The 24,887-nt window shown below is 64.2% G+C and carries 23 protein-coding genes; 10 read left to right on the top strand and 13 right to left on the bottom strand.

What is annotated here, in order from left to right; genetic code table 11:
• Positions 1–12: 12 nt before the first annotated feature.
• Positions 13–873: an alpha/beta hydrolase gene (locus tag BRAGE_RS0120345; protein ID WP_027557199.1), complete on the bottom strand. Its 861-nt coding sequence runs from the start codon at positions 871–873 to the stop codon at positions 13–15.
• A 273-nt stretch (positions 874–1,146) separates the two neighbouring features.
• Between BRAGE_RS0120345 and dusA the strand changes: the two genes are divergently transcribed.
• A complete protein-coding gene (dusA, locus tag BRAGE_RS0120340; protein WP_084334106.1) occupies positions 1,147–2,142 on the top strand; it encodes a tRNA dihydrouridine(20/20a) synthase DusA in 996 nt (331 codons plus the stop codon).
• A gap of 51 nt (positions 2,143–2,193) precedes the next feature.
• Here dusA and BRAGE_RS0120335 read toward each other — a convergent pair whose 3' ends face one another.
• The 6 genes from BRAGE_RS0120335 to BRAGE_RS0120310 form a co-directional block, all read right to left on the bottom strand.
• The gene (locus BRAGE_RS0120335) at positions 2,194–2,862 is read right to left on the bottom strand and encodes an outer membrane protein (RefSeq protein ID WP_027557201.1); all 669 of its coding nucleotides are present in this window, start codon (positions 2,860–2,862) and stop codon (positions 2,194–2,196) included.
• A gap of 167 nt (positions 2,863–3,029) precedes the next feature.
• Positions 3,030–3,584, bottom strand: a complete 555-nt coding sequence (locus BRAGE_RS0120330) for a TIGR02281 family clan AA aspartic protease (protein ID WP_027557202.1) — start codon at positions 3,582–3,584, stop codon at positions 3,030–3,032.
• A gap of 28 nt (positions 3,585–3,612) precedes the next feature.
• Positions 3,613–3,816, bottom strand: coding sequence for a DUF1289 domain-containing protein (locus BRAGE_RS0120325; RefSeq protein WP_027557203.1), 204 nt, complete (start codon positions 3,814–3,816; stop codon positions 3,613–3,615).
• Between the two features lie 45 nt (positions 3,817–3,861).
• On the bottom strand, positions 3,862–5,457 hold the full coding sequence (locus tag BRAGE_RS0120320) for a sensor histidine kinase (RefSeq protein ID WP_027557204.1): 1,596 nt from the start codon (positions 5,455–5,457) through the stop codon (positions 3,862–3,864).
• A gap of 139 nt (positions 5,458–5,596) precedes the next feature.
• A complete protein-coding gene (gene nhaD / locus BRAGE_RS0120315; protein ID WP_027557205.1) occupies positions 5,597–6,874 on the bottom strand; it encodes a sodium:proton antiporter NhaD in 1,278 nt (425 codons plus the stop codon).
• Positions 6,875–6,896: 22 nt separating this feature from the next.
• Positions 6,897–7,844 (bottom strand): NAD(P)-dependent oxidoreductase, encoded by a 948-nt coding sequence (locus BRAGE_RS0120310; RefSeq protein WP_084334161.1) that lies wholly within the window; start codon positions 7,842–7,844, stop codon positions 6,897–6,899.
• Between the two features lie 124 nt (positions 7,845–7,968).
• Here BRAGE_RS0120310 and BRAGE_RS0120305 point away from each other — a divergent pair, with 124 nt between their 5' ends.
• The 5 genes from BRAGE_RS0120305 to BRAGE_RS0120285 all read left to right on the top strand — a co-directional run bounded on the left by BRAGE_RS0120305 (position 7,969) and on the right by BRAGE_RS0120285 (position 13,055).
• On the top strand, positions 7,969–8,406 hold the full coding sequence (locus tag BRAGE_RS0120305; protein ID WP_027557207.1) for a VOC family protein: 438 nt from the start codon (positions 7,969–7,971) through the stop codon (positions 8,404–8,406).
• A 93-nt stretch (positions 8,407–8,499) separates the two neighbouring features.
• Positions 8,500–9,642: an Mrp/NBP35 family ATP-binding protein gene (locus BRAGE_RS0120300; RefSeq protein ID WP_027557208.1), complete on the top strand. Its 1,143-nt coding sequence runs from the start codon at positions 8,500–8,502 to the stop codon at positions 9,640–9,642.
• A gap of 204 nt (positions 9,643–9,846) precedes the next feature.
• A complete protein-coding gene (locus tag BRAGE_RS0120295; protein ID WP_027557209.1) occupies positions 9,847–10,938 on the top strand; it encodes a TRAP transporter substrate-binding protein in 1,092 nt (363 codons plus the stop codon).
• A 369-nt stretch (positions 10,939–11,307) separates the two neighbouring features.
• Positions 11,308–11,646: a YunG family protein gene (locus BRAGE_RS0120290; RefSeq protein WP_028146325.1), complete on the top strand. Its 339-nt coding sequence runs from the start codon at positions 11,308–11,310 to the stop codon at positions 11,644–11,646.
• A gap of 320 nt (positions 11,647–11,966) precedes the next feature.
• The gene (locus BRAGE_RS0120285; RefSeq protein WP_027557210.1) at positions 11,967–13,055 is read left to right on the top strand and encodes a TRAP transporter substrate-binding protein; all 1,089 of its coding nucleotides are present in this window, start codon (positions 11,967–11,969) and stop codon (positions 13,053–13,055) included.
• Positions 13,056–13,120: 65 nt separating this feature from the next.
• Here the strand turns inward: BRAGE_RS0120285 and BRAGE_RS0120280 are convergent, their stop codons facing one another.
• On the bottom strand, positions 13,121–13,978 hold the full coding sequence (locus tag BRAGE_RS0120280; RefSeq protein WP_027557211.1) for a hypothetical protein: 858 nt from the start codon (positions 13,976–13,978) through the stop codon (positions 13,121–13,123).
• 297 nt (positions 13,979–14,275) lie between these two features.
• Here BRAGE_RS0120280 and BRAGE_RS0120275 point away from each other — a divergent pair, with 297 nt between their 5' ends.
• The 4 genes from BRAGE_RS0120275 to BRAGE_RS0120260 all read left to right on the top strand — a co-directional run bounded on the left by BRAGE_RS0120275 (position 14,276) and on the right by BRAGE_RS0120260 (position 19,376).
• On the top strand, positions 14,276–16,003 hold the full coding sequence (locus BRAGE_RS0120275; protein ID WP_027557212.1) for an adenylate/guanylate cyclase domain-containing protein: 1,728 nt from the start codon (positions 14,276–14,278) through the stop codon (positions 16,001–16,003).
• 170 nt (positions 16,004–16,173) lie between these two features.
• Positions 16,174–17,127, top strand: a complete 954-nt coding sequence (locus BRAGE_RS0120270) for an ABC transporter substrate-binding protein (protein ID WP_027557213.1) — start codon at positions 16,174–16,176, stop codon at positions 17,125–17,127.
• Between the two features lie 199 nt (positions 17,128–17,326).
• Positions 17,327–18,001, top strand: coding sequence for a response regulator (locus tag BRAGE_RS0120265; protein ID WP_027557214.1), 675 nt, complete (start codon positions 17,327–17,329; stop codon positions 17,999–18,001).
• A gap of 67 nt (positions 18,002–18,068) precedes the next feature.
• Complete coding sequence (locus tag BRAGE_RS0120260; protein ID WP_416207786.1) at positions 18,069–19,376, top strand: sensor histidine kinase; 1,308 nt, start codon at positions 18,069–18,071, stop codon at positions 19,374–19,376.
• Between the two features lie 3 nt (positions 19,377–19,379).
• Here the strand turns inward: BRAGE_RS0120260 and BRAGE_RS0120255 are convergent, their stop codons facing one another.
• The 5 genes from BRAGE_RS0120255 to BRAGE_RS0120235 all read right to left on the bottom strand — a co-directional run bounded on the left by BRAGE_RS0120255 (position 19,380) and on the right by BRAGE_RS0120235 (position 24,852).
• Entirely contained in the window at positions 19,380–20,669 is a 1,290-nt protein-coding gene (locus BRAGE_RS0120255) for a M20/M25/M40 family metallo-hydrolase (RefSeq protein ID WP_035729893.1), read from the bottom strand.
• Between the two features lie 110 nt (positions 20,670–20,779).
• Positions 20,780–22,381, bottom strand: a complete 1,602-nt coding sequence (locus BRAGE_RS0120250) for a TRAP transporter large permease (RefSeq protein ID WP_027557217.1) — start codon at positions 22,379–22,381, stop codon at positions 20,780–20,782.
• Complete coding sequence (locus tag BRAGE_RS0120245; RefSeq protein WP_027557218.1) at positions 22,378–22,917, bottom strand: TRAP transporter small permease subunit; 540 nt, start codon at positions 22,915–22,917, stop codon at positions 22,378–22,380. Before BRAGE_RS0120245 ends, BRAGE_RS0120250 begins: the two co-directional genes overlap by 4 nt.
• 291 nt (positions 22,918–23,208) lie before the next feature.
• Positions 23,209–24,243 (bottom strand): GTP 3',8-cyclase MoaA, encoded by a 1,035-nt coding sequence (gene moaA / locus BRAGE_RS0120240; RefSeq protein ID WP_027557219.1) that lies wholly within the window; start codon positions 24,241–24,243, stop codon positions 23,209–23,211.
• Between the two features lie 132 nt (positions 24,244–24,375).
• Positions 24,376–24,852, bottom strand: a complete 477-nt coding sequence (locus BRAGE_RS0120235) for a hypothetical protein (RefSeq protein ID WP_027557220.1) — start codon at positions 24,850–24,852, stop codon at positions 24,376–24,378.
• Between the last annotated feature and the right edge of the window lie 35 nt (positions 24,853–24,887).

The following is a 24,887-nucleotide window of genomic DNA, read 5'->3' as shown; positions in this document are numbered from 1 at the left end:
TGTTTTCACGGTTCAGTCCAGCAACCGGCGAACGGCGTCGACGAGGACCCCGTTTGGCCGCCGCAGGGCCTCGAGAATGGTGAAATGATCGGCGCCGTCGACCGGAATGAGCTTGCCGGGCGCCTTCGCCGCCGTGCGCTTGTCGTGGAGGTTGATGGAATCGCACACGAGCGCCGGCAGCTCGTTGCTGCCATAGGCGATGTCGAGCCGCTTCGGCGTGACGGGCAGGCGCAGCGGCGACAGCGCGGCGATTTCCTCATCCGTCAGCTTCAGCGCGTTGTTGAGGCCGGTATCGCGGATTGGCGCGAGCTCGTACACGCCTGAGATCGCCAGTCCCGCATGGACACTCGGATGGTTCAGCGCCATCGCTGCGAGATGGGCTCCGGCGGACCAACCCGACAAGACGACCGGTCCGGCAACGCCATAGGACGCGCCATTTGCGGCAAGCCAGTCGAGCGCGCGCGGCACTTCGGCGACGATGTCGGTGAGGGATACCTCCGGCGCCAGCGAATAGCCGGGAATGGCAACCGACCAGCCATTGGCGGCGATGCCTTCGACGAGCATCGCGAACAATTCGCGCGAATTGCGCTGCCAATAGCCGCCATGCACGAATACCAAGCAGGGCGCCTCAGGCCTGCCGGCCGGGTAGAGATCGATCTTGTTGTTCGGCCGCTGACCGTAAGGCAGATCGAGATGGGAATTCAGCGTGCTTCGCAGCCGGCCAGAGGCTTCGTTCCGTTCGGCAATCAGGGCCGTGCTGTTCTTGACGGCCGCGTTGTTGTCATAGGCGGCGTCACGTTCTGCCTGGGACAGCCCGGACCATGCGGAACGGGGGTCGACTGGTCGACCTCTCGAATGAGCATTCTCAATCATAATCACTCCGATGCGGCCCGGATGGCACCCTTATCCAATTTGGGCCGGCTATTCACCGACAATTGAGGTGTTAGACCAGCCGTGTCCAGATTGGACAAGGCTGCCTCGGATTATGCCATTCGGGATCATTGTTGCTTTCTCTTGTCCGCACCACTTTACTGTTGCGGTTGCATCAGACGCCCATTCAGGCGAAGGGTATGCTCCACGCCACGCAAAATGCTGGTTCGGGTGCAAGCGCACCTCCGTGCTGTCGGTTCGATGAAAGAATAGCATTTGAAATCGCAAGACTATCGCTTTTCCGTCGCCCCCATGATGGATTGGACTGACCGGCACTGCCGGGTGTTCCACCGTCAGCTGACCCGGCGCGCGCTGCTCTATACGGAGATGCTGACCACGGGTGCCGTCGTTCATGGCGATCGGGAGCGGCTGCTCGGGTTCGACGCGTGCGAGCATCCCGTGGCGCTGCAGCTTGGCGGGTCGGATCCGCGCGAGCTCGCGCTTGCTGCGCGGATCGGCGAAGATTTCGGCTATGACGAGATCAATCTCAATGTTGGCTGTCCCTCCGACCGCGTGAAGGACGGCCGCTTCGGCGCCTGCCTGATGGCGGAGCCGGAGCTCGTGGCGCGATGCGTCGAGGCCATGAAGCACGCGGTCGGCGTTCCCGTGACGGTGAAGTGCCGCATCGGCATCGACGAGCAGGATCCGGAAGTTGCGCTCGATACGCTTGCGCGCGGGGTGGTCGCTGCCGGCTGCGACGCGCTGATCGTGCACGCCCGCAAGGCCTGGCTCAACGGTCTGTCTCCGAAGGAGAACCGCGACATCCCGCCGCTCGATTATGATCGCGTTTATCGCCTCAAGCGCGCGATGCCCGATGTGCCCATCATCATCAATGGCGGCGTCCCTGGCATCGACAAGGCCAGGGCACATCTCGATCACGTCGATGGCGTGATGCTCGGCCGTGCTGCCTATCAGGAGCCGTGGCGGCTGCTCAGCGTCGATCGCGACATCTTCGGCGAGGCGCCGCCGCATGCGACCATGCAGGACGCGTTCGAAGCGATGATGCCCTATATCGAGCAGCAGCTCGCCCGCGGCACGCGGCTGCACGCCATCACGCGGCATTTCGTCGGCGCATTCCACGCCGTGCCCGGCGCGCGGGCGTTCCGCCGGCATCTCGCGGAGCACGGCGTGAAGCCGGGCGCCGGCCTCGACGTGCTGCGCGATGCAATTGCTCGCGTCGGCGTGCGTGCGCCAGCGGAAGCGGCCGCGTAGCTCCAGTCAGATGAAGAGCCGGATCGCAAAATCCGGCTCTTTCGATCCGTCTTAGCGGAACAGGTCGAAGTGGTAGTTCACGCCGACGCGGAAGGTGTGGAATTTCGGCGCGTTCCAGTCCGGCAGATCGTCGTGCTTGAACTCGGTGTAGAGATATTCCGCCTTGGCCGACCATTTCGGCAGGAACGCCCATTCGACGCCGCCACCTGCGGTCCAGCCCATCTTCATCTTGTTGATCGGACCGTCCTTCAATTCGCCGGCGGCCAGACCCGCGGTCCCGAAGAACAGCAGGCGTGAATCCATCGTCGCGATGCCGGCGCGGGCTCGGCCGGTCATGTACCAGGGCAGGCTCACCGCGGCACTGCTCAGCGCGTCGTGGTTCTTGATGTCCCCGCCTTCGAAATCGTTCTCGATGCCGACAACGAACATCGGCGAGATCTGGTAGTTGTATCCGATCTGCACGCCGCCGACGGCGCCCTTGACCTTGCCTCCGTTGGTGCCGACGAGATTGTTGAAGGCGTCGTCGCCGCTCTCGGCATAGCCGGCGTTGAAGCCCGCATAAAGACCCGTCCACGAGTACACCGGCTGCGGTGCCGTGTAGGCGGAGGAGGGCACGGCATAGCGCGGCGACAGATCCGCAGCGCTGGCGCTGCCTGCGGCGAACACCGCGACAAAGGGCAGGGCGCGCATCGCGCAGCGTAAGGCGGCAGTGGCAGTCATGAGTCTCGATCTCCCATTTGGCCGCTCCCTGAAGGGCGCAGCGCTCGTCCAACCCCGATCCGGGAATGAACCCGTTATAAACCGACTAGGCGGTTTGTAAATGGTGCAAATGCCACTGCTGCGCTTTCGCGGCAAGTTGTCCGAGGCTGTGGATGGGCCGGAGGGGATTAATCCACCGCTGTGCGCGCGCGGCGATGGCCGCTCTGCAGCTCCGGGTAGCCGGTGAGCATCAGCTTGTCGGCGCGAACGCCCCAGCTTTCCAGGCGGTCGAGGAAGCTCATGCCGAGCAAGTTGGTCTTCATCTGTCCGCGCTGCACGACGAGGGCCGGCACCGATTTTTCGACGAGGTGGCCGACCGCGAGGCGATCGAGCGTGAGCCGGGCCGCCTTGGTGTGGCCGCCCGCGGTTTCGAGATCGACGTCATATTCGAGCATCTCGAGCGGCAGTCCGATCGCCTTCGCGGTCTCCCAGGTCAGCACCACGGAGGTCGCGCCGGTATCGATCACCATCGGCGCGGCGACGCCGTTGATCTTGGCGCGCAGCGCGAATTCGCCGCCCTGGCCGCGCTGGATCTGCACGGCAGGGGGCGGGGAGGCGGTCTGCGCGCGGAACATGTGCGAGACCTTGTTGCTGGCGCGCACGATCTGGCTGGGATCGCCATAGGCGACAACGGCACCGGCCGTGCCGGCGAGCATGATGAGAACGAGCAGGAAGCGGATCATGGCGCGCCTCCGAGGGCACGCGAGGCGGTCAGGCGCGCTTCGGCGTTCCTGCGATCGGCGTCAGCCCGGCGTCCGTCATCCGCGCCGGCAGCAGCGCCATGACCGCGAGCCGTTCCGCGCTCTCCATGGCGTGCCAGCGTGCGATCTCCGGCAAGGTGCGGCCGCAGCCGAAGCATAGCTTGGTCTTGGGATCGATCATGCAGACGGCGACGCACGGCGTTTCTTTGCTCATTCGGACATAGTGGGGGATGGTCGGGCATCTCTGCAAGCATCTCGTTTAAGAGCCCGTGCCTGCGCTCATGATCGGCTTGTGGCGTGGCCGCCGCCTCTCGTCGGCAAGCGCGGAACTCTCCGGCTGGAGCGGCGGGGCCTCATCCGACATCGGCGCCAGCGCGCTCATCACGCGCTCCGGCGGGAAGGTGACGATCACCTCGGTGCCGATGCGCAGCTTCGATTTCAGCGTGAACGTGCCACCGTGCAGGTCGATCAGGTTCTTGGCGATGGGCAGGCCGAGCCCGGCGCCCTGTTCGGCCGACTTGATCGAGTTGGAGCCCTGGCCGAACGAGGCGAGCACGACCGGAATTTCGCTCTCGGGAATGCCGGAGCCTGAATCCTTCACCGAGAGATATTGCCCGCCCGAGGCGGTCCAGCCGGCCTTGAGCCAGATCTCGCCGCCTTGCGGGGTGAACTTGATCGAGTTGGAGAGCAGATTGAGCACGACCTGGCGGACCGCGCGCTCGTCGGCCCACAGCCGCGGCATCGCCTGCTCGAATACTTCGTGGATCGTGATGCCGCGGCTGGACGCGCGCAGCTTCATCAGATGATGGCAGTCGGCGACGATGCCCACCAGCGACACCGCTTCCTCGTTCAGCTCGTAGCGGCCCGCCTCGATCCGCGACAGGTCGAGGATCTCGTTGATGAGGTTGAGCAGGTGCACGCCGGAATTATGGATGTCGGCGGAATATTCCTTGTACACGCCGACCGCATGCGCACCGAAAATCTCGCTCTTCATCACCTCGGAGAAGCCGAGGATGGCGTTCAGCGGCGTGCGCAGCTCGTGGCTCATCTGGGCGAGGAAACGCGATTTGGCGACATTGGCGGATTCGGCGCGGTGACGCGCTTCGTCCGAGATTGCTTTCGCCTGCTCCAGCTCGCCGATCAGTGCATCCTTCTCGGCGCGGGCCTCGAGCGTTGCGAAGGTCGAGGAGTGCAGGCGATGCGCCAGCAGCACGAAATAGCCTTCGGCTGCGATCGCGAGCGCCGCCAGGATATAATTGTCCAGCGAGCCGGTCATCACGAAGCTCAGCGCCATCGCGACCGCGACCGGCGCGGTGGCGGCGAGGGCCGCGATCGGCAAATTGGCGGCGAGCATGCTCGACACTGCGATCACCAGCAGCATCAGGAACATCATCAGCGTTTCCGTGACCATGTCGAGCACGGGATGGATCAGGATTGCCATCCAGCACAGGCCATAGAGCAGGTCGAGCAGGACGAAGCGCGTCCGCCAGGCGCGCGTCGATGTCGGCGAGGCGGGCTCGGCCAGAAAGCGCCGGCAGCTGCGGATCATCGCGGCGTGAATGCAGATCATGCCGCAGGTCCAGGCCGCGGCCGGGATCGGCTGCATCCACAACCCGAACAGCACACCGGTGGCAACCACCAGCAGCATCACGACATAGGAGGCCGACAGCCGGGTCTGCGCATATTGGCGCAGCATCTCGGCGTCGAAGGCCGGCCGGGTTCCGCTGGTCGACGTTAACTTGTCGCGCGCCTCGCGCACCCGCTGCGCGGCGGCCCTTCGGCTGCTCGCCGACGGAGCGCTGACCGGCTCGGCCGGAAGCTGAACTACCTCTGGCTTTTCAGCGGGGTTACTCATCGAAACAACAACGATTCCTGGCCCGCGCGAGGCGGGCCTTCTGCATTCTCTATCTGTGGCAAGAAATCCTTAAGAGGTGACTTAAGGAGCTAAAGAATTGCGTTAACCGCGCGTTAATTTTCAGCCCGCTAACTGCCGTTCAATGCAGCGCAGCATGCTGTGCGACGTAGACGACGGCGCCCGCCAGATAGCCCGCAAGCGCCGGGCCGGCGATGCGGCGGGCGTACCAGAGGAACTCGATCCGCTCGAGCCCCATGGCGGCGACGCCTGCGGCCGAGCCGATGATCAGGATCGAGCCGCCGGTGCCGGCGCAATAGGCGATGAACTCCCAGATGAAGCTGTCCGGCGGGTAGTGGCCGAGGTCGTACATGCCCATGGTCGCGGCGACCAGCGGGACGTTGTCGATGACGGCGCTGAGCAGGCCGAGCACGACGACGATGATGTCCTGGCGGCCGATGGTCGCTTCCAGCCATCGGGCCAGCATCGTCAGCAGGCCCGCATGTTCGAGGCAGGCGACGGCGAGCAGGATTCCGACGAAGAACACGATCGAGCCCATGTCGATCCGCGTCAGCGCATGCGCCAGGGTGAGCGGATGGCGGACATGCTCGTCCTTGCCGCGGTGGACGATCTCGCCGACCAGCCAGACGATGCCGAGCCCGAGCAGCACGCCCATGAACGGCGGCAGATGCGTGACCGTCTTGAAGGCGGGCACGGCGATCAGCGTGCCGAGCCCGAGATAGAACATCAGGTTGCGCTCGAATGCCCCGATCACCTGCAAGCCGTCCTCCTTCGGCGGCGGCGCGATGGTCTTGCCCCTCACCAGGAAGCTGAGGAAGGCGAGCGGGACGAGCAGATTGACCAGTGAGGGCAGGAACACCGCGCCCATGATGTTCAGCGGCGTGATCTGCCCGCCGATCCACAGCATGGTCGTGGTGACGTCGCCGATCACGGTCCATGCGCCGCCGGCGTTCGCGGCGATGACGATGAGAGAGGCGAACAGCAGCCGGTCGTCGCGCTTGGCGATCAGCCGCTGGATCAGCGAGACCATCACGATGGTGGTGGTCAGATTGTCCAGGATCGCGCTGAGCACGAAGGCCACGAAGCCGACCAGCCACATCAGCCGGACCTGGCTCGTGGTGCTGATGCGGGAGGTGATGACCTCGAAGCCGTCATGGGCGTCGATGACCTCGACGATGGTCATCGCGCCGATGAGGAAGAACACGATCTGTGCGGTGGAGGCGACGGACTCGTTGAGCGCGTGGTTGACCAGCGCATGGTCGCCCGTGGTGACCGCGTAGACGGTCCAGAGCAATACGGCGCCGATCAGCGCCGTGGCACTCTTGTTGATCCCGAGCGGATGCTCGAGCGCGATCGCCGCATAGGCGACGACGAAGATGACGGCAATCGCGGTCAGCAAAGTGGGGACGGTCCCTCAGACGTCAGCGTTGCAGGCGCGCAAGCAGGCTCGACGTATCCCAGCGCTTGCCGCCCATCTTCTCGACCTCGGCGTAGAACTGGTCGACCAGCGCGGTCACCGGCAGGTTTGCGCCGTTGCGGCGGGCTTCGGCCAGCGAGATCGAGAGGTCCTTGCGCATCCATTCGACCGCGAAGCCGAAATCGTATTTGCCGTCGTTCATGGTCTTGTAGCGGTTCTCCATCTGCCAGGACTGCGCCGCGCCCTTGGAGATGGTCTCGATCACCGCGGCGACGTCGAGGCCGCTCTTCTTGGCGAAGTGGATGCCCTCGGAGAGGCCCTGCACGAGGCCGGCGATGCAGATCTGGTTGACCATCTTGGTCAGCTGGCCGCTTCCGGCGGGCCCGAGCAGCTTGCACATCCGCGCATAGGCAGCCGTGATGATCGGCTCGGCGCCGGCATAGGCATCCGGCGCACCGCCGCACATCACCGTCAGCACGCCGTTCTCGGCGCCGGCCTGGCCGCCGGACACGGGCGCGTCGACGAACTTGAAGCCGGCCTTGGTCGCGGCGGCATCGAGCTCGCGGGCGACTTCGGCGGAGGCGGTGGTGTGGTCGACGAAGGTCGCGCCCTTCTTCATGCCGGCGAATGCGCCGTCAGCACCGATCGTGACCGCGCGCAGGTCGTTGTCGTTGCCGACGCAGCACATCACGAAATCCTGGCCCTCGGCGGCGGCCTTCGGGGTCGGTGCGGTCTTGCCGCCGAACTTGTCCGCCCATTCCTTCGCCTTGGCCGCGGTGCGGTTGTAGACGGTGACCTCATGGCCCCCTTTTTTCACGAGGTGTCCGGCCATGGGGAAACCCATCACGCCGAGACCGAGGAAAGCGACTTTAGCCATGTGTGTGTCCGTAGCTTGAGTTTTACGGTTGCAGCCGGGCGAGGGACGCCAGCCGGGGGTCCTAAAGTTCCACATGAAGGGGAACGAGCGCACCATAAACCCTTGAGGCGGAAGGGCAACGGCTTCGTTTGACGCCCCCCTGTGCTAGGATGGCTGATCTCGGACCTTCAACAAGGACTTCAAGAAAAGGAGCAGAGGGATGGGCGGCGTGAGCGTGGGCGTGCTCGATCATTTCAACATCCGGACCCGGCATCTGGCCGAGACGGTCCGCTTCTACGAGGACGTGCTCGGCCTGGAAAAAGGCCCGCGGCCGGATTTCGCCTTCCCCGGCGCCTGGATGTACAGCGAGGGCAAGGCGGTGGTGCACCTCGTCGATATTTCTCCGACCGCCGAGCCACAAAAGCCGGATTCCGGCGTTGTCCACCACGTCGCCTTCGTCAGCCGCGGGTTCGACGACATGAAGCAGCGGCTGGCGTCCAAGGGGATGAAGTTCGACTCCCGTCAGGTGCCCGGCGGCGACCTCTGGCAGATCTTCGTCCACGACCCCAACGGGGTCATGATCGAGCTCAATTACGAGGCCGCCAGCGAGCAGGGGGCCGCGCCCGCCGAGATGGCTGACGATATCGGCAGGCAGTAGCCTTTTGGCCGTTTCCGCTCTAATGGGGCATCTTAAAGTCCTGAGCATGATCTGGTCGGAAAACCGCTTCATGCTCTCTCCAGGAGATGCGCTTTGAGCGTGACGCAGCAACAGGTTCTCGACAGCCTCGCCCGGATCAAGTCGCCGCGCGGGGTCGCGCTCACCAATGCCAATGTGCTGAGCGCGATCAGCGCCTCGGACGGCAAGGTGTTCTTCTCGATCAATGTCGATGCCGCCGAGGCGCGGGCCTGGGAATCCATCCGGGCCGAGGCCGAAGCCGCGGTGCGTGCCATCCCCGGCGTCACCACCGCGATGGTGGCGCTGACCGCCGAGCGCAAGCCGGGCTCCGCGCCGCCGCCACCCCCGCAGCCGAGCCGCGGCGCGCCGGGCGTGCAGCCGGTCCATGCCCACAAGCCGCCGCCGCAGGGCGGTGCCCAATCGCCGATGGCGCGGCAGTCCGAGATTCCCGGCGTTGCCGCGGTGATCGCGGTCGCCTCGGGCAAGGGCGGCGTCGGCAAGTCGACCACCGCGCTCAACCTCGCGCTGGGCCTGCGCGACCTCGGCCTCAAGGTCGGGCTGCTCGACGCCGATATCTACGGCCCTTCGGTGCCGCGACTGACCGGCCTGCGCGACAAGCCGGAGCTGAACGCCGAGCGCAAGATGATTCCGCTCCGCCGCTTCGGCCTCGCCATCATGTCGATCGGCTTCCTCGTGGAGGAAGAGACCGCGATGATCTGGCGCGGGCCGATGGTGATGTCGGCGGTGACGCAGATGCTGCGCGACGTCGCATGGGGCCAGCTCGACGTGCTCGTCGTCGACATGCCGCCGGGCACCGGCGATGCCCAGCTCACGCTGGCGCAGAACGTTCCGCTGAAGGGCGCCGTGATCGTCTCGACCCCGCAGGACCTGTCCCTCATCGACGCGCGCAGGGGCCTTGCGATGTTCAAGAAGGTCAACGTGCCCGTGCTCGGCATCGTCGAGAACATGAGCTATTTCCAGTGCCCGCATTGCGGCACCAAATCCGACATCTTCGGCCATGGCGGCGCCCGCCACGAAGCCGAGAAGCTCGGAGTACCGTTCTTGGGCGAGATCCCGTTGCACATGGCGATTCGGGCCACCTCGGACGCCGGCAATCCCGTGGTCGACAGCGAGCCGGACGGGCCCCATGCGGCGATCTACCGCGCCATTGCCGGACAGGTCCGGGACCAGCTCAAGGGCGTGATCGCCGCAGCCTGAGGACGCCAGGCCAATCCGTTGGGGACATGCGACTTTCGTAGAGCCCCGTCATGCCATTGTCGCGTTCCGAAAGCGCCCCGTCCGTGTTAAACGCCCACGGCAGTCAAGCCCCTTCGGTTCGACGCGGCCTGAACGCGTCGCCGGAATGAGCGGCGGCACAAAGAGAAGTTGAGGGGAAACGCCCCAGCAAGGAGAGACCTGAAGATGAAGCGTCGTGATTTCCTGAAAGTGTCGGCAGCAGGCGCGGCGGCGACCGCCGCGGTAGCCTCGCCGGCGATCGCGCAATCCTCGCCCGAGATCAAGTGGCGCATGACCTCGAGCTTCCCGAAGTCGCTCGACACCATCTATGGCGGCGGCGAGCAGGTGGCGAAGTACGTCGCCGAGATGACTGACAACAAATTCCAGATCCAGGTGTTCGCGGCCGGTGAAATCGTCCCCGGCCTGCAGGCGCTCGATGCGACCTCGAACGGCACGGTCGAGATGTGCCACACCGTGTCCTACTACTACGTCGGCAAGGACCCGACCTGGGCGATCTACGCCTCGGTGCCGTTCGGCCTCAATGCGCGCCAGCAGAACTCCTGGTGGTACCAGGGCGGCGGCGAGCAGCTCGGCAACGAGTTCTTCAAGAAGTCGAACGTGATCGGCCAGCCCTGCGGCAACACCGGCACCCAGATGGGCGGCTGGTTCCGCAAGGAGATCAAGACCGTTGCCGATCTCTCGGGCCTGAAGATGCGCATCGGCGGCATCGCCGGCCAGGTGCTCCAGAAGGTCGGCGTGGTGCCGCAGCAGCTCGCCGGCGGCGACATCTACCCGGCGCTGGAGAAGGGCACCATCGACGCGGCCGAGTGGGTCGGCCCCTACGATGACGAGAAGCTCGGCTTCGCCAAGGTCGCCAAGTACTACTACTACCCGGGCTTCTGGGAAGGCGGTCCGACCGTCCACGCCTTCACCAACCTCGACAAGTGGAATTCGCTGCCGAAAAACTACCAGGCGATCCTCACCAACGCGATGGCCAATGCCAACAGCTGGATGGCCGCGCGCTACGACATGCAGAACCCGGGGGCGCTGAAGCGTCTGGTCGCCGGCGGCACGCAGCTTCGTCCCTTCACCAACGAAGTGCTCGAGGCCTGCCTCAAGGCGACCAACGAGCTGTGGGCGGAGATCTCGGCCAAGAACCCCGACTTCAAGAAGTCGATCGACGCCATGCAGGCCTACCGCTCAGACGAATATCTGTGGTGGCAGGTCGCCGAATACACCTATGACAGCTTCATGATCCGCTCGCGCACCCGCGGCTGATCGTTCGAGCACGTCGCAAGACGACAGAGCCCGGCCTCGTTCGCGAGGCCGGGTTTTTTCGTTGGTGCGGAGGGGGCTCAAAACAAAATAGCGAAAACAACCCCATGCACAGTAGAGACGAGATGAGGGCGGGCTCGCTCGTCGATGCTGCCAACAGCTTGACCGAACGGGGCAATTCAGCGGTACACGTGCGATCACGGAGCAGCCGGTGCCGACGCGCCGATTTTTGCGACCGTGGCCGCAATGACGGGCGCAGGGCGTTGGGCCTCAGCCAGCCGGCGCGGCGGTTTGACACGTCGGGCAAAACAGTGGCATAAAGCGATAATCGTAAAATCCGAAATCGGCCGTCACCGATCCTTAGGAGCGACGATGAGCTTCGATCCCGATGACATCCAGCGCGCGCTGCGCAAGGCATGGTCGCTGTCGACGGCCAGCAAATGGACGGCGGACAATCCGGCGGCGGGGCAATGCAACGTCACTTCGCTGCTGGTCCACGGGCTCTTCGGCGGCGACCTGCTGAAGACGCCGCTGCCCGCTGGCGACCATTTCTACAATCGGATCGGCGGCAAGAGGTACGACTTCACGGCGAGCCAGTTCGATTCTCCGATCGCTTACATGGACGTTCCGACGGATCGCGCCGACGCGGAGTTGGGAGCAACCGCCGAGCAACTCGCCGAACTGAGGGCCGCTTTTGAGAGAGAACGATAGGTAGCGCAGAAGCGAACCTCATCGTGCGCGCTCAGACCGTAGGATGGGTAGAGCGAAGCGAAACCCATCATTCCGGCCCAGGGGACCTCTATCGTTGTCGTCTGGGCTCGGCCGCCGAGTCCGCAAGCGGCTTCGTACGCCGGCTGGTCATCCGAAGCCGCGGCGTGATCGTGATTGCCAGAGCAGCCCGGCCCCATCGCAGGCCGGCCTTTTTCTTTGCCGCAGTGCGATCACGATGGCATTTCGCCGGTCGTTACGCCATGCTGGTCTCCAAGCCTCGGCAAGAAGGCCCACAATCAGATCCATCAGGGCAGGAAATCATGAAGAGAAGAGACTTCATCAAGGTCACAGGACTTGGTGCGGCCGGTGCCGCCACGCTCGCGGCGCCCGCGATCGCGCAGTCGATGCCGGAAATCAAATGGCGCATGCCGACGAGCTGGCCGAAATCGCTCGATACGCTCTATGGCGGCGCCGAGATGATGTGCAAGATGGTCGCCGAGGCGACCGACAACAAATTCCAGATCCAGATCTTCGCGGCCGGCGAGATCGTGCCGGGCCTCCAGGTGCTCGACGCCGTGCAGAACGCCACCTGCGAGATCGGCCACACCGCCTCCTACTATTATTTCGGCAAGGACCCGACCTTCACCTTCGGCTCATCGGTGCCGTTCGGCCCCAACATGCGCATCAACCAGGCCTGGTACATGCAGGGCGGCGGGCGCGAGGTGCTCAACGAGTTCTACAAGAGCTACAACGTCATCTCGCTGCTCGCGGGCAACACCGGCTGCCAGATGGGCGGCTGGTTCAGGAAAGAGGTCAACACGCCCGGGGATCTCAGCGGCATGAAATTCCGCATCGGCGGCTTTGCCGGCCGCGTGCTCCAGAAGCTCGGCGTGGTGCCGCAGCAGCTCGCCGGCGGCGACATCTATCCGGCGCTGGAGAAGGGCACGATCGACGCCGCCGAATGGGTCGGCCCCTATGACGACGAGAAGCTCGGCTTCTACAAGATCGCGCCGCATTACTACTATCCCGGCTGGTGGGAAGGCGGGCCGATGCTGCTCGCTTTCGTCAATCTCGACAAATGGAACGCGCTGCCGAAATATTACCAGAGCGTGCTGGAGCAGGCGGGCCACACCGCCAACAACTACATGATGGCGCGCTACGACACCGCCAATCCGCTCGCCATGAAGAAGCTGCTCGCCAGCGGCACCAAGCTGCACGCCTTCTCGCCGGCGATCATGGACGCCTGCTACAAGGCGGCCAAGGAGCTGCATGCCGAGGTCGGCGCGACCAACGCCAACTTCAAGAAGGTGCACGACTCCCTGGCAAAATTCTCCAGCGATGGCTACGCCTGGTTCCAGGTCGCGGAGGTCGGCTACGACATCTTCATGGCGCGACGCTCGCAGAGCTGAGCGCCACTGTCTGCCGAACGCAGCGCCCCGGGGCGAAGGCTCCGGGGCGTTCGCAGCGTCCCGATCTATAGCTGCGGACCAGATAGTCCGACCTCGCGCTCAGCGCGCAGGACATTGCCATACAGATTGCTGATCCATTGTCTTCCGCTCGCGGTTACGTTCAAATAGCGGATGGCGGTTTGGATCTGCGGTGAGGCCTTGGTCCAGTAGAATTGAGGATATTTGTACACCACATCCGCAGGCGTGGCGTATCCCAGCGATTTGTTGAGTCCGATCTCCTCGAATTCGTAGAAGAGCGCATTTGATTTCTTCATGTAGTTGGGATCGCCGAGCTGACCGATCAGATCGGCGGCGCGAAGCAACAAACCTTCCTCCTCGTCCAGATCATCCCTGAGTTCGCTCGTTGGTGCGTCTGCATAGGGAACACGAGTGTACTCGATGGCCTGAGCGACGCGAGCGGCGTCAATCTGGTCGACTGCGTCAAGACGCTCCACGGCAAACAATTTTGAGCGGTCGACATGATAGGGCGCAAGCGCTGCATCGGAGGAGCCGATCGGTAACTCGACCGTTCGACCGGTACCATCGACAACGTAGGCTCCGTCCTGGTCTCCGTGGACTATTCCCCTGACGTAGCCGATGTCGTGGATCAGGCACGCCAGAATGAAGTGAGCATAATCGCTAGCCGTCGTCGGCCTCAGAAGCGAGCGCCCGATCAGAATGTCGTGCCCCACCAGCGTGACCAACAAGGTGTGCTCGACATTGTGGTAGAGTGCGTCGCTATTACCAATGCATTCCAGGGCCAGCTTTGCTGCGTAGGGGAGCAGTTCCGGCAAGCTGGCGTGAGACGAGCCGAAGCGGCCGCTTGTCTCCGAGATCAGGAACGCACCGAGCGCCTGGGACGTCAGTTCTGGAATCGTTATCATGAGCGAGCTCCCACTTTCGTCGACGAACCTTGAGTAGGCCTTCTTCAGGATCGGGAGGGAGAGGAGAACGCTGGGAGGGTGACGCCGGAGGGTGGCTGATGTTTGACCTAGATCAACAGTGGCGATGACGCCGGGCTGCCCCTGCCGGGTCGCTTGTCGCCTGACCGCGTGACCAGTCCGCCTTGCAGGCGCGAAGGGTGCAACCGTACGCTCGGGTCAAATGAACTCCGCCTGACCGCAAAGCGACGTGTTAGTCTGGGTCCATATTATCTGTGCGATTGTACGGGTGACCGGATCATGATTCCTCAAGATCGGTTTCGCGGCCTTTTTCATAAATATTTGCTCGCGCTTTTCGTGGCGGTCGCGGTCCCACTCGCCTTCAACGGCGTTATTGAAGCGTGGTTCGGCTATCGCGATCAGCGTGCGAGGCTGGACCAGTGGCTCGGCCTCCAGTCCGCGTCCGCGGCCGCCGAAATACACGATTTCATCCACGGCATCACAACGCAGCTCGGCTGGCTGGTGCAGCTTCCGTGGACCGACGAGCCTGACGAACGCCGGCGGACCGACGCGCTGCGCCTCCTTCGACAAGCGCCTGCCATTGCCAGTCTTACACTCCTCGACGCCAGCGGTCTGGAGCGTCTCTACATCTCGCGGATCGGCCTCAATCGGATTGAGAGCCGGACGGACCGATCAGCTGATCCTGCCCTGGTCGGGGCCCGGGCAACTCAGATCTGGTTCAGCGACGTCAGCTACAACCGCGGCTCCGAACCGTACCTGACGGTTGCGATTGTCGGCAGTCGGCCGGCCGTTGGCGCAGTCATAGCCGAAGTCAACCTCAAGCTGATCTGGGACGTGATCTCGGCGATCCAGGTCGGAAGGACCGGCTTCGCTTTCGTCCTGGACCGATCGGGTCGCCTTATTGCCCATCCCGACATCAGCCTCGTCCTCCGCGGTGCGGAAGAAGCAACCTCCAAGCCATTTCGGGCTGTGCGGGACGCGATAGGGTCGAAGGCGGGCTTCGCAACGAGCCAGGATGCACAAGGACAATTCGTTGCCGCCAGCGCGGCTGCCGTGCAGGGCACCGATTGGACAGTCGTGGTCGCGCAGCCACTATCCGAAGCTTACGCGCCGATCTACGCCGCCCTGTGGCGGACGGCAATGCTGCTCGCAGTCAGCACGATGCTCGCAGGCATTTTTGCCTATGCATTGGCCGACCGGATGACAGAGCCGATCAAGCTGCTCGAGGAGGGCACGGAGAGGATTGGTGCCGGGTCCTTTGACCACCGGATCCTGATCCACACCGGGGACGAGTTCCAGCGTCTTGCAAACAGTTTCAACAAGATGGCTTCCGAGCTGGCGCTGGCGCAGCAGCACCAGGAGCGCATCGCCAGGCTCAGGCGATTCCTCGCTCCCCAGGTCGCCGATCTCGTCGATCGAGCCGGCGATGACAGCGTGCTGGATGGTCGCCGCACGGAGGTCGTCGTTGTCTTCTGCGATTTGAGGGGGTTCACGGCTTTTTCAGCGGGAGCTGCGCCTGAGGACGTCATGAGCGTATTGTCGGAGTACTATGAAGACCTCGGCAGGGTCATCGCGAAATTCGAGGCAACGCTGATCAATTTCTCCGGAGACGGGCTGATGGTGCTGGTGAACGCACCTGTCCCGATCGAAGAGCCGGCATTGAGAGCCATCGATCTCGCCGTCGACATGCAGAGGACCGTGCAAGTCCTTATCGCGGGTTGGCGATCGCGCGGCTACCATGTTGGTTTCGGAATCGGCCTTGCCAGCGGGCCGGCGACCGTCGGCCGGATCGGCTACAAGGACCGGCTCGACTACACCGCCATTGGCAGCGTTGTGAATCTGGCGGCCCGACTGTGCGCATCTGCCGCAGACAAGGAAATTCTGGTCGACGCCAAAGTCGCCGCTGACGTCAAGGGTCGGCGGTCCGTCGAGGACCTCGGGTATCGCAATATCAAGGGATTTGACGAAGCGATTCCGGTCTTCGGAATATCCTTCGATGCTCCCTAGCCGGGGCCGGCCTCCGGATGCCCGGCACGATCAAGTTGAAGACTGTTCGAGCATCCGGGGCTATGCTTCGACAATCGGCTGACGGCAACGGGTTCGTAGCCATGAGATGCGCCAACTCTGGAGCGGTAACGCCGCGAAGATGCGCCAGGCGGCGGGACTTTCTGCTTTTGATGGCGGGCGCCGCGACGTGGACGGCCGACGCGTATGCGCAGAAGTCCTCCATGCCCGTCATTGGCTATCTTTGTCCGGAGTCGCCCGAGCTCTTTGCCAGTCGACTTGAGGCTTTCCGACAGGGATTGGCGGAAGCGGGCTTTGTCGAGGACCGCAATGTGAAAATCGACTTTCAGTGGGCCAACGGACAATATTCCCGATTACCTGCGTTGGCCGCCGAACTGGTCGCCCGAAATGTGGATGTCCTCGTGGCGCCCGGGGGCGCTCCCGTGGCACTTGCCGCGAAAGCTGCGAGCCCGACCAAGACAATCGTTTTTGAGATGGGCGGCGATCCCGTTCAGCTGCACGTGGTGGATAGCTTGTCGCGGCCGGGCGGGAACATCACGGGAGTTTCGAGCCTGAGTGTCGACGTGTCGCCAAAGCGGCTTGAGTTGATGCGCGACCTGTTGCCTACGGCGACCAAATTGATGATCGTCGTCAACCCGACAAGTCCGACCGCAGAATCGCAACTGCAGAAGCTTCGTGCGGCGGCGGAAACGATGCGTGTTCAACTGGAGATATTGAACGCAAGCAAGGAGGATGAATTTGAATCTGTGTTCGCTGCGGCGGCCAGGGACGGGGCAAGTGGACTTGTGTTTACCTCCGACCCCTATTTTGCATTTCGCAGTTCGCGGCTCGCTGCTCTGGCAATGAAATATCGCGTGCCCGCAATCACACAGACCCGGGACTTTCCCACCGCCGGAGGTTTGATGAGCTATGGGGGAGATTTCATGCAGTCGCACCGGCGCGCGGGTATCTATGCCGGACGGGTCCTGTTGGGCGAGAAGCCTTCTGATCTTCCCGTCCAGCTCGTCACGAAGGTAGAGCTCGTTATCAACTTGAAGGCAGCCAAACTGCTCGGTCATGCGTTCTCATCCGCAATCGTTGCCGGCGCAGACGAGGTGATCGAGTAAACCACGGACGGGGGCGCATGGGCGGACAGTGCCATTCCTCCAGAGCTGCGATCCGCGGCTACGCGCCCGGATCGGCTTACACCAGCCTGACAGGGCTGGCCGACCGACCAGCCGGGCACTTTTTCGCTGGCAGGGGCGTCCGGAATGGTGGAAGAGAGCAGGGATACGGCGCGAGCCGTGCGGTGATGCCGGGATTACGATGCGCCTTCTGATCGTCGAGGATAATGCCGAGCTGTCGCGGCTCGTGGCCAGCGGGCTGGCGGCGGCCGGCTATGAGAGCGACATCGTGGGCAGCGCGGCCGAGGCGCGCGAGGCGGTCAGCAGCGTCAGCTATGCCGCGATGATCCTCGACCTCGGCCTGCCCGACGGCGACGGCCTGTCGGTGCTGCGCGAGCTGCGCCGCCAGATGGAGCCGCTGCCGGTGCTGGTGCTGACCGCGCGCGGCGGCCTGCAGGACCGCGTCAGCGGCCTGCGCAGCGGCGCCGACGATTATCTGGCAAAGCCGTTCGCGATGGAGGAGCTGGTGGCGCGGCTGGAGGCGATCCTGCGCCGGCCCGGCCAGCTGCTCGGCCGCTCGCTCAGTCTCGCCAACCTTGTTTACGACACCGAGAGCCGCCAGATCTTCGTCGACGATCAGCCGCGGATCATCTCCGCGCGCGAGACCTCGGTGCTGGAGATCCTGCTGCGCCGGCAGGGGCGGGTGGTGCCGAAGAAGAACGTCGAGGACCACATCTTCGGTCTCGAAGGCGAGGTCGCCTCCAATGCGGTCGAGGTCTACGTGTCGCGGCTGCGCAAGCAGCTTGCCGAGCACGGCGCCCGGGTCGTGATCCACACCATCCGCGGCGTCGGCTATCTCTTGGCCGAGGAGAAATAGCGTGGCCGCCGCGCCGGCCTATGGCCGATCGCCGACCTTCAAATCGCTGATCTGGCGCATCGTGTTCATGCACATCGTGGCGGTCGCGGTGGTCGCGATTTTCCTGCCGCTGGTGCTGTTCTGGCTGCTCAATTCCGAGGTCGACCAGTTGCACCGCGATGCGATGCGCGCCCAGGCCGAAGTGCTCGCCGAGCGCATCGTCGCGCAGCCGGACGGCCTCTTGACGTTCAACCTGCCGGACAGTCTGCGGGGCCTCTATTCGGAAGCCTACGGCCGCTATCTCTACGACATCCGCGATGCCGACGGCCATCTGCTGTTCTCGTCCCGCCGCAAGACCGGTGCGGCCGTGTCTGCGCCGCCGCCGTCGGAGACGATTTCCGGCGCCAGCGTCACGCGCATCATCGACGGCAAGGTGGTGCGCATCCGCGTCGCGGAGGACCTCGCGCACCGCGACGTCATCATCGACGACATCATCTCGAACTTCTTCCGGCGGGTGGGCTGGATCACCATTCCGGTGCTGCTGATCCTGCTCGGCATCGACATCGTCATCTTCCGCCGCGCCATCGCGCCGCTGTGGAAGGCGTCGGAGGAGGCCAGCAATATCGGCCCGGCGCGCACCCATATCCGCCTGCCGACGGAGCAAATCCCGCGCGAGATCCTGCCGCTCGTCACCGCCGTCAACCAGGCGCTCGACCGCCTCGAGGACGGCTTTCGGGTGCAGCGGCAGTTCACCGCCGACGCCGCGCATCAATTGCGCACACCGCTGACGATCCTGCGGACGCGGATCGAGACACTTGGTGATGGTGCCGCACGGCAGGCGCTGCATGACGACATCGAGGGCATGAGCCGGATCGTCGCCCAGCTCCTGGAGATCGCCGAGCTCGATACATTGGTGCTCGATCCCGGCGAGACCGCTGACTTACGCGCCGTCTGTGCCGAGGTGGTGGGCGCGATCGCGCCGCTTGCGATCGCCCAGCACAAGGACATCGCGCTCAAGGGCGCCGACGCGCCGGTGCTGATCCACGGCAATGCCGAGATGCTCCAGCGCGCGATCTTCAACCTCGCCGAAAACGCCATCAAGTTCACGGCGAAGGACACCGCCGTGGACGTCGAGGTCGGCGACGACGGCTCGGTGCGCGTGCGCGATTGCGGCCCGGGCGTTGCCGATGGCGAGCGTGAGCTGATCTTCCAGCGCTTCTGGCGTAGGGATCGCCAGCGCAGCGACGGCGCTGGCCTCGGCCTTTCGATCGTGCGCGGCGTCGCCGACGATCACGACGCCACGGTTGCGGTGGACAATCTTCCCGGCGGGGGTGCCGAGTTCACGCTGCGGTTCAGGCTGGCGGAGGAGGGTGCCTCCGCCCTCGGCCGGAGCTGACAGCTATTTCAGCTTGCCGGTCGACAGGTCCATGATCATGCGCGTGGTCAGGTAAAGACGTGGCACGATGCTGTCGATCTTCACATATTCGGCATCATTGGAGTGCGCGCCGAAACCCGACAGGCCCATGCCTTCGACCACGGCGCCCTTGGTCTTGAGCGCGGCAAAGGCCGCATCCGTGCCGCCGCCGGTTGCCTTCTCGTCGACCTTCAGCGGGAATCCGATCTCCTCATAGATGGTCTTGCCGTGGGCCGCCACGCGGCGCGAGGCGTCGTTGGCCTCGAGCGGCGGACGGCGCACCTCGAATTTCAGCTCGACCTTGGAATCCGGCAGCAGGTGATTCTTGATCTTCTCGTGGAGCGCCTTCTCCAGCTCGTCGAAATCCGACACCTTCAGCGCGCGTGCGTCGGCTTGCGCGGTGGCTTCGGCAGGGATGACGTTGCGGTTGGTGCCGGCCTTGGAAACGGTCCAGTTCAGCTTCAGGCCCTGCTCGGGTTTGGACAGGTCCTTCATCTGCAGTACCTGGTGCGAGAGCTCGTACAGCGCGTTGATGCCGCCCTCGGGCCTTGCGCCCGCATGCGAGGATCGGCCGGTCACCGTGAGATAGGCCGAGCCGATGCCGCTGGTGGCGAGCCGCAGCGTGCCGTCGGTGCCCCCGCCCTCGAACGAGAACACCACGTCCTGATCGGAAGCGAATTTGGTGATGGTGCCGCGCCAGCCGGGCGAGGAGATCTCCTCGTCGCCATTGGTGAGCACCGTGAGCGTGCCGTAGTCCTTGAAATTCAGCTTCTGCAGCATCGCCACGGTGTGGAGAATGAGCGCGACGCCCTGCTTGTCGTCGGCAATGCCGAGGCCGAAGGCCTTGTCGCCGTCGACGCGGAACGGCTGGTCCTTCAGCATGCCCCTCAGGTACACCGTGTCCATGTGGGCGATCAGCATGATCTTCCTGGTACCGGTCCCCTTGAAGACGGCGTGCACGGCCGGGCCGATCTTTTCGGGCGTGTCATCGAGGCGATAGATGTCGGTCGGTTGCAGGATCTCCACCGTTCCGCCGAGCTGCTTGAGCTGGTCGGCGACGCGTCCTGCGATCACGTTCAGGCCCTCGATGTCCCTGCTGCCGGTTTCGATGTTGACGAGATCGCGCAGTGTGTCGAGCAGCGGCTGCTGCTCCTTCTGCGCCAGCGCATGGACGTCGGCCACCGGCTCGGCGTACGCGACGGTCGCTGCGGAGGCCAGCCAGAGCGAAGCAAACAAGGAAACGATGAACGATGGAGCAGGGTGCGATCGGAGCATAAGCGGCTGTCCATGAGTTGGAGGATAGCCCGGTATGCCCGTGTTTCCCGCACGTGTCACGCGCGTCATGCTCCGCCAGGGGCGGAGCATGACGACGAGGAGCGCGACCGCTACTTCTGCGGCGGGCCGAGATCCAACGGAGGCAGGTCGATCTGCGGAACCTCGATCTTGACCTTGTCGAGATCGACGTTGAGCGGCTTGTCGAGGAGGCCCGTCACCACGACCGGGAAGGCGATCACGATCAGCACCATGATCATCTGCAGGCCGATCCAGGGCATCGCGCCCCAATAGATGTCGGAGCTCTTCACTTCCTTCGGCGCGACGCCGCGCAGGTAGAACAGGGCAAAGCCGAACGGCGGATGCAGGAACGAGGTCTGCATGTTCACGCACAGCATGACGCCGAACCAGATCAGCGCCGGCCCGTCGCCGACGACGGGGCCGAGGATCTTCTGCGCGATCGGCGCGATCATCGGCAGGATGATGAAGGCGATCTCGAAGAAGTCGAGGAAGAACGCCAGGAAGAAGATGAAGAGGTTGATGAAGATCAAAAAGCCCCAGACGCCGCCGGGCAGCGAGGTCAGCAGATGCTCGAGCCAGACGCCGCCGGAGACGCCGAGGAACACCACAGAGAAGCAGGTCGAGCCGATCAGGATGAAGGTGACCATGCAGGTGAGGCGCATGGTGGATTCGTAGCCCTGCTTGATGAGGTCGCGCAGGTCCGGGATGCGTGCGGCCGAGAAGCAGATCCAGGCCACCGCGAGATAAGTCACGGCAAAGGCGAGCTTGAAGATCAAATTCTCGGTGAACAGCATCGCGACGATGGTGCCGATGCCGGCGGCGATGATGCCGACGACGAGGATCTTGCGATCGGTCGAGGAAAAGTCCTTGTGGTGGATCGCGGCGAGCACGATGGCGCCGACCGCGCCCATGGCGCCGGCTTCCGTCGGGGTCGCAAGGCCCATCATCATGGTGCCGAGCACGACGAAGATCAGCACGGCCGAGGGGATGATGCCCATCAGGCACTTCTTCCACAGCGCCCAGCCGGTCAGCGTGCGCGCTTCCAGCGGCACCGGCGGCACGTGGCTCGGCTTGATCAGGCCGAGGACGAAGGTGTAGCCGGCGAACAGCATGATCTGGAACACCGAGGGGCCCCAGGCGCCGAGATACATGTCGCCGACCGACTTGCCGAGCTGGTCGGCGAGCACGATCAGAACCAGCGAGGGCGGCACCAGCTGCGTGATGGTGCCGGAGGCCGCCAGCACGCCGGTGATGTAGCGCATGTTGTAGCCGTAGCGGATCATCACCGGCATCGAGATCAGCGCCATGGCGATGACCTGCGCCGCCACCGTGCCGGTGATGGCGCCGAGGATGAAGCCGACGATGATGACGGAATAGCCGAGGCCGCCGCGGACCGGGCCGAACAGCTGGCCCATCGAATCCAGCATGTCCTCGGCGAGGCCACATCTTTCCAATATGGCGCCCATGAAGGTGAAGAACGGGATCGCGAGAAGCAGCTCGTTGGAGAGCACGCTGCCGAACACGCGGCCCGGAATCGCCTGGAGGAAGTTGAGGTCGAAGAACCCGAGATGGATGGCGAGGAAGCCGAAGGAGAGACCGACCGCGGCAAGCGTGAACGCCACGGGGAAGCCGATCAGCATCGCCAGAACCAGGCCACCGAACATCAACGGCGGCATCATCTCCAGCGTAATCATTGGGTCGGCCTCTCGTACTTGGCGTCGATCGTCACATAGCCCTGGAGAGCCGCGATACGCTTGATGACTTCGGAAACACCCTGCAGCGCCAGCATCACGAAGCCGGCGGGAATCACGAACTTGATCGGCCAGCGGATCAGGCCGCCGGCATTGCCCGACATCTCGCCGACGTCATAGGCCTGCATGAAGAAAGGCCAGGACAGATAGGCGAGCAGGAGGCAGGAGGGGATCAGGAAGAACAGCGTGCCGACCATGTCGAGCCAGAGCTGGCCGCGCTCGGAGAGGGTCAGATAGAAAATCTCGACACGCACATGCTCGTTGCGCTTGAAGGTGTAGGACGAGCCGAACATCACCAGAATGGCAAACATATACCATTGCAGCTCCAGCCAGCCGTTCGACGAGTAGCTGAACGCGTAGCGGATCATGGCGTTGGCCGCGCTCACCAGACAGGCCAGGAGCACGAGCAGGTTACAGACGTACCCAATCTTTTCATTGAGGGCGTCGATGGCGTTGCTCACCGCCAGCAATGGACGCATCTTACTTTTTCTCCGTCGCGGCCTAACACTTCACGGGAGGCTTCAGCACGCATCGCTGGGCCTGCGTGCAAAAAGCACGCGGCCGCACGGATGATTTTCCGAAAGCGATTGCGGCGTCAGTCCTCCCCTCGTGCCTTGCCGTCTTGACCGCGACCGCCAACGGGCGGGCCGGCTTATTGTTGCCGGGCAAGCAAAGGCGGTCGCACCAAACCAGCGGCTTCAGGCGCCGTCAATCGGAAAATGGACAAATTGACGCGCGCTCAAAAGCTTAACGGGACGGGGCTTTGAGTCCTAGCCGCCGGTGACGCTCATGTGCCGGGAGACGCTGGGGCGGTCGTGGCGGCGGTCGATGATGAAATCGTGGCCCTTGGGCTTCAGCCCGATGGCGCGGTCGATCGCATCCGCAAGCAGCATGTCGTCGTCCGATGCACGCAGAGGTTTGCGCAGGTCGGAGGCGTCCTCGTGGCCGAGGCAGGTGTGCAGCGTGCCGGTGCAGGTGATGCGGACCCGGTTGCAGGATTCGCAGAAGTTATGCGTCATCGGCGTGATGAAGCCGAGCTTGCCGCCGGTCTCGGCGACGCTGACATAGCGCGCCGGGCCGCCGGTGCTTTCGGCGAGGTCGGTCAGCGTGAATTGCTGGGCGAGGCGGGCGCGCACCAGCGACAGCGGCAGATACTGGTCGATGCGGCCCGAGCCGATCTCGCCCATCGGCATGACCTCGATCAGCGTCAGGCCCATGCCCTTGCCGTGGGCCCAGCGCATCAGCTCGGGCAGCTCGTCCTCGTTGAGGTTCTTCAGCGCCACCGCGTTGATCTTCACGGCGAGGCCCGCGGCGCGCGCGGCCTCGATGCCCTCCATCACCTTGTCGATCTCGCCCCAGCGGGTGATCTCGCGGAATTTCTTGGGATCGAGCGTGTCGAGCGAGACGTTGATGCGACGGACGCCGCAATCGGCCAGCTCCTGCGCATGTTTCGCAAGCTGGGTGCCGTTGGTGGTCAGCGTCAGCTCGTTCAGGGCGCCGGTCTTAAGGTGCCGCGACAGCGAGCGGACCAGCGTCATCACGTTGCGGCGGACAAGCGGCTCGCCGCCGGTGAGCCGCAGCTTCCTCACGCCCTTGGCGATAAAGGCCGAGCACAGCCGGTCGAGCTCCTCGAGCGTCAGCAAATCGGCCTTGGGCAGGAACGTCATGTCTTCCGACATGCAGTAGAAGCAGCGCAGGTCGCAGCGGTCGGTGACGGATACGCGCAGATAAGAGATGGTCCGCCCGAACGGATCGGTCATTGCGCTCGACAGCGCAGCGCGGGGGCTAGCGGAAGGTCCGTTCATACCAATGCCTTGTCACTTACGGCGACGGGCGGCACCTTTGCTTCAGCGGTGCCTTGGAAGCAATCTAAGCATCGGACGCGGCTAGGACAATCGGGTGGTATACGTAGATCACCGTCTGGATCACGGCCCGGATCAGCGCTTGCCCGCGCCCGGATCGGGGAACGGCGAGGCCGCGACCGGCGTGGCCTCGGCCGGTGCTGCGGCGGGCGCGGCTGCGGCCGGCTTGGCCCTCGGCCGGTGCGGCTTCTTCTTCACCGGCTTGGTCGGCACCGCGGGCTGAAGCTCCGCGAACACCGGATTCGGATCCGTCGTGACCGAAGCGGGCGTAGTGAAATCGCCGGGATTCTTGATCACGTTCACCGGTACGCTGGCCGGCTGGTATTTCGGCAGCGCGAAGGCGACCGTGAACGGCGCGTCGGGCGCGGGAACCGAGACGGAGCAGGGGGTCTTGCAGCCCGGGCCGAGCGAGGTGCTCGCGTCGGCGCCCGGCGGATTGGACTCAAGCCGGACCTGGACGGTCGGCGGGGCCGATTTGAACATGTCCCAAGACATCGAGGAGCAGCCGCCAAGGCTCGCTCCCGCTAACGCAATCGCGATGACACGACGCATGACCATCCACTTCTAGTGCGACGAACCGCCACATA

The sequence above is a fragment of the Bradyrhizobium genosp. SA-4 str. CB756 genome (genome assembly GCF_000473125.1).
Lineage (GTDB): Bacteria > Pseudomonadota > Alphaproteobacteria > Rhizobiales > Xanthobacteraceae > Bradyrhizobium > Bradyrhizobium arachidis.
Note: the sequence above shows the minus strand (reverse complement) of the source record. Positions and strands in the feature narration are given on the sequence as shown.

Bases quoted from the DNA above. Each gene is read 5' to 3' on its own strand.
- BRAGE_RS0120345 (WP_027557199.1), bottom strand. From the start codon at position 873: ATGATTGAGAATGCTCATTCGAGAGGTCGACCAGTCGACCCCCGTTCC.
- BRAGE_RS0120335 (WP_027557201.1), bottom strand. From the start codon at position 2,862: ATGACTGCCACTGCCGCCTTACGCTGCGCGATGCGCGCCCTGCCCTTT.
- BRAGE_RS0120330 (WP_027557202.1), bottom strand. From the start codon at position 3,584: ATGATCCGCTTCCTGCTCGTTCTCATCATGCTCGCCGGCACGGCCGGT.
- BRAGE_RS0120325 (WP_027557203.1), bottom strand. From the start codon at position 3,816: ATGAGCAAAGAAACGCCGTGCGTCGCCGTCTGCATGATCGATCCCAAG.
- BRAGE_RS0120320 (WP_027557204.1), bottom strand. From the start codon at position 5,457: ATGAGTAACCCCGCTGAAAAGCCAGAGGTAGTTCAGCTTCCGGCCGAG.
- BRAGE_RS0120310 (WP_084334161.1), bottom strand. From the start codon at position 7,844: ATGTGGAACTTTAGGACCCCCGGCTGGCGTCCCTCGCCCGGCTGCAAC.
- BRAGE_RS0120305 (WP_027557207.1), top strand. From the start codon at position 7,969: ATGGGCGGCGTGAGCGTGGGCGTGCTCGATCATTTCAACATCCGGACC.
- BRAGE_RS0120295 (WP_027557209.1), top strand. From the start codon at position 9,847: ATGAAGCGTCGTGATTTCCTGAAAGTGTCGGCAGCAGGCGCGGCGGCG.
- BRAGE_RS0120290 (WP_028146325.1), top strand. From the start codon at position 11,308: ATGAGCTTCGATCCCGATGACATCCAGCGCGCGCTGCGCAAGGCATGG.
- BRAGE_RS0120285 (WP_027557210.1), top strand. From the start codon at position 11,967: ATGAAGAGAAGAGACTTCATCAAGGTCACAGGACTTGGTGCGGCCGGT.
- BRAGE_RS0120280 (WP_027557211.1), bottom strand. From the start codon at position 13,978: ATGATAACGATTCCAGAACTGACGTCCCAGGCGCTCGGTGCGTTCCTG.
- BRAGE_RS0120275 (WP_027557212.1), top strand. From the start codon at position 14,276: ATGATTCCTCAAGATCGGTTTCGCGGCCTTTTTCATAAATATTTGCTC.
- BRAGE_RS0120270 (WP_027557213.1), top strand. From the start codon at position 16,174: ATGGCGGGCGCCGCGACGTGGACGGCCGACGCGTATGCGCAGAAGTCC.
- BRAGE_RS0120265 (WP_027557214.1), top strand. From the start codon at position 17,327: ATGCGCCTTCTGATCGTCGAGGATAATGCCGAGCTGTCGCGGCTCGTG.
- BRAGE_RS0120260 (WP_416207786.1), top strand. From the start codon at position 18,069: ATGCACATCGTGGCGGTCGCGGTGGTCGCGATTTTCCTGCCGCTGGTG.
- BRAGE_RS0120255 (WP_035729893.1), bottom strand. From the start codon at position 20,669: ATGCTCCGATCGCACCCTGCTCCATCGTTCATCGTTTCCTTGTTTGCT.
- BRAGE_RS0120250 (WP_027557217.1), bottom strand. From the start codon at position 22,381: ATGATTACGCTGGAGATGATGCCGCCGTTGATGTTCGGTGGCCTGGTT.
- BRAGE_RS0120245 (WP_027557218.1), bottom strand. From the start codon at position 22,917: ATGCGTCCATTGCTGGCGGTGAGCAACGCCATCGACGCCCTCAATGAA.
- moaA (WP_027557219.1), bottom strand. From the start codon at position 24,243: ATGAACGGACCTTCCGCTAGCCCCCGCGCTGCGCTGTCGAGCGCAATG.
- BRAGE_RS0120235 (WP_027557220.1), bottom strand. From the start codon at position 24,852: ATGCGTCGTGTCATCGCGATTGCGTTAGCGGGAGCGAGCCTTGGCGGC.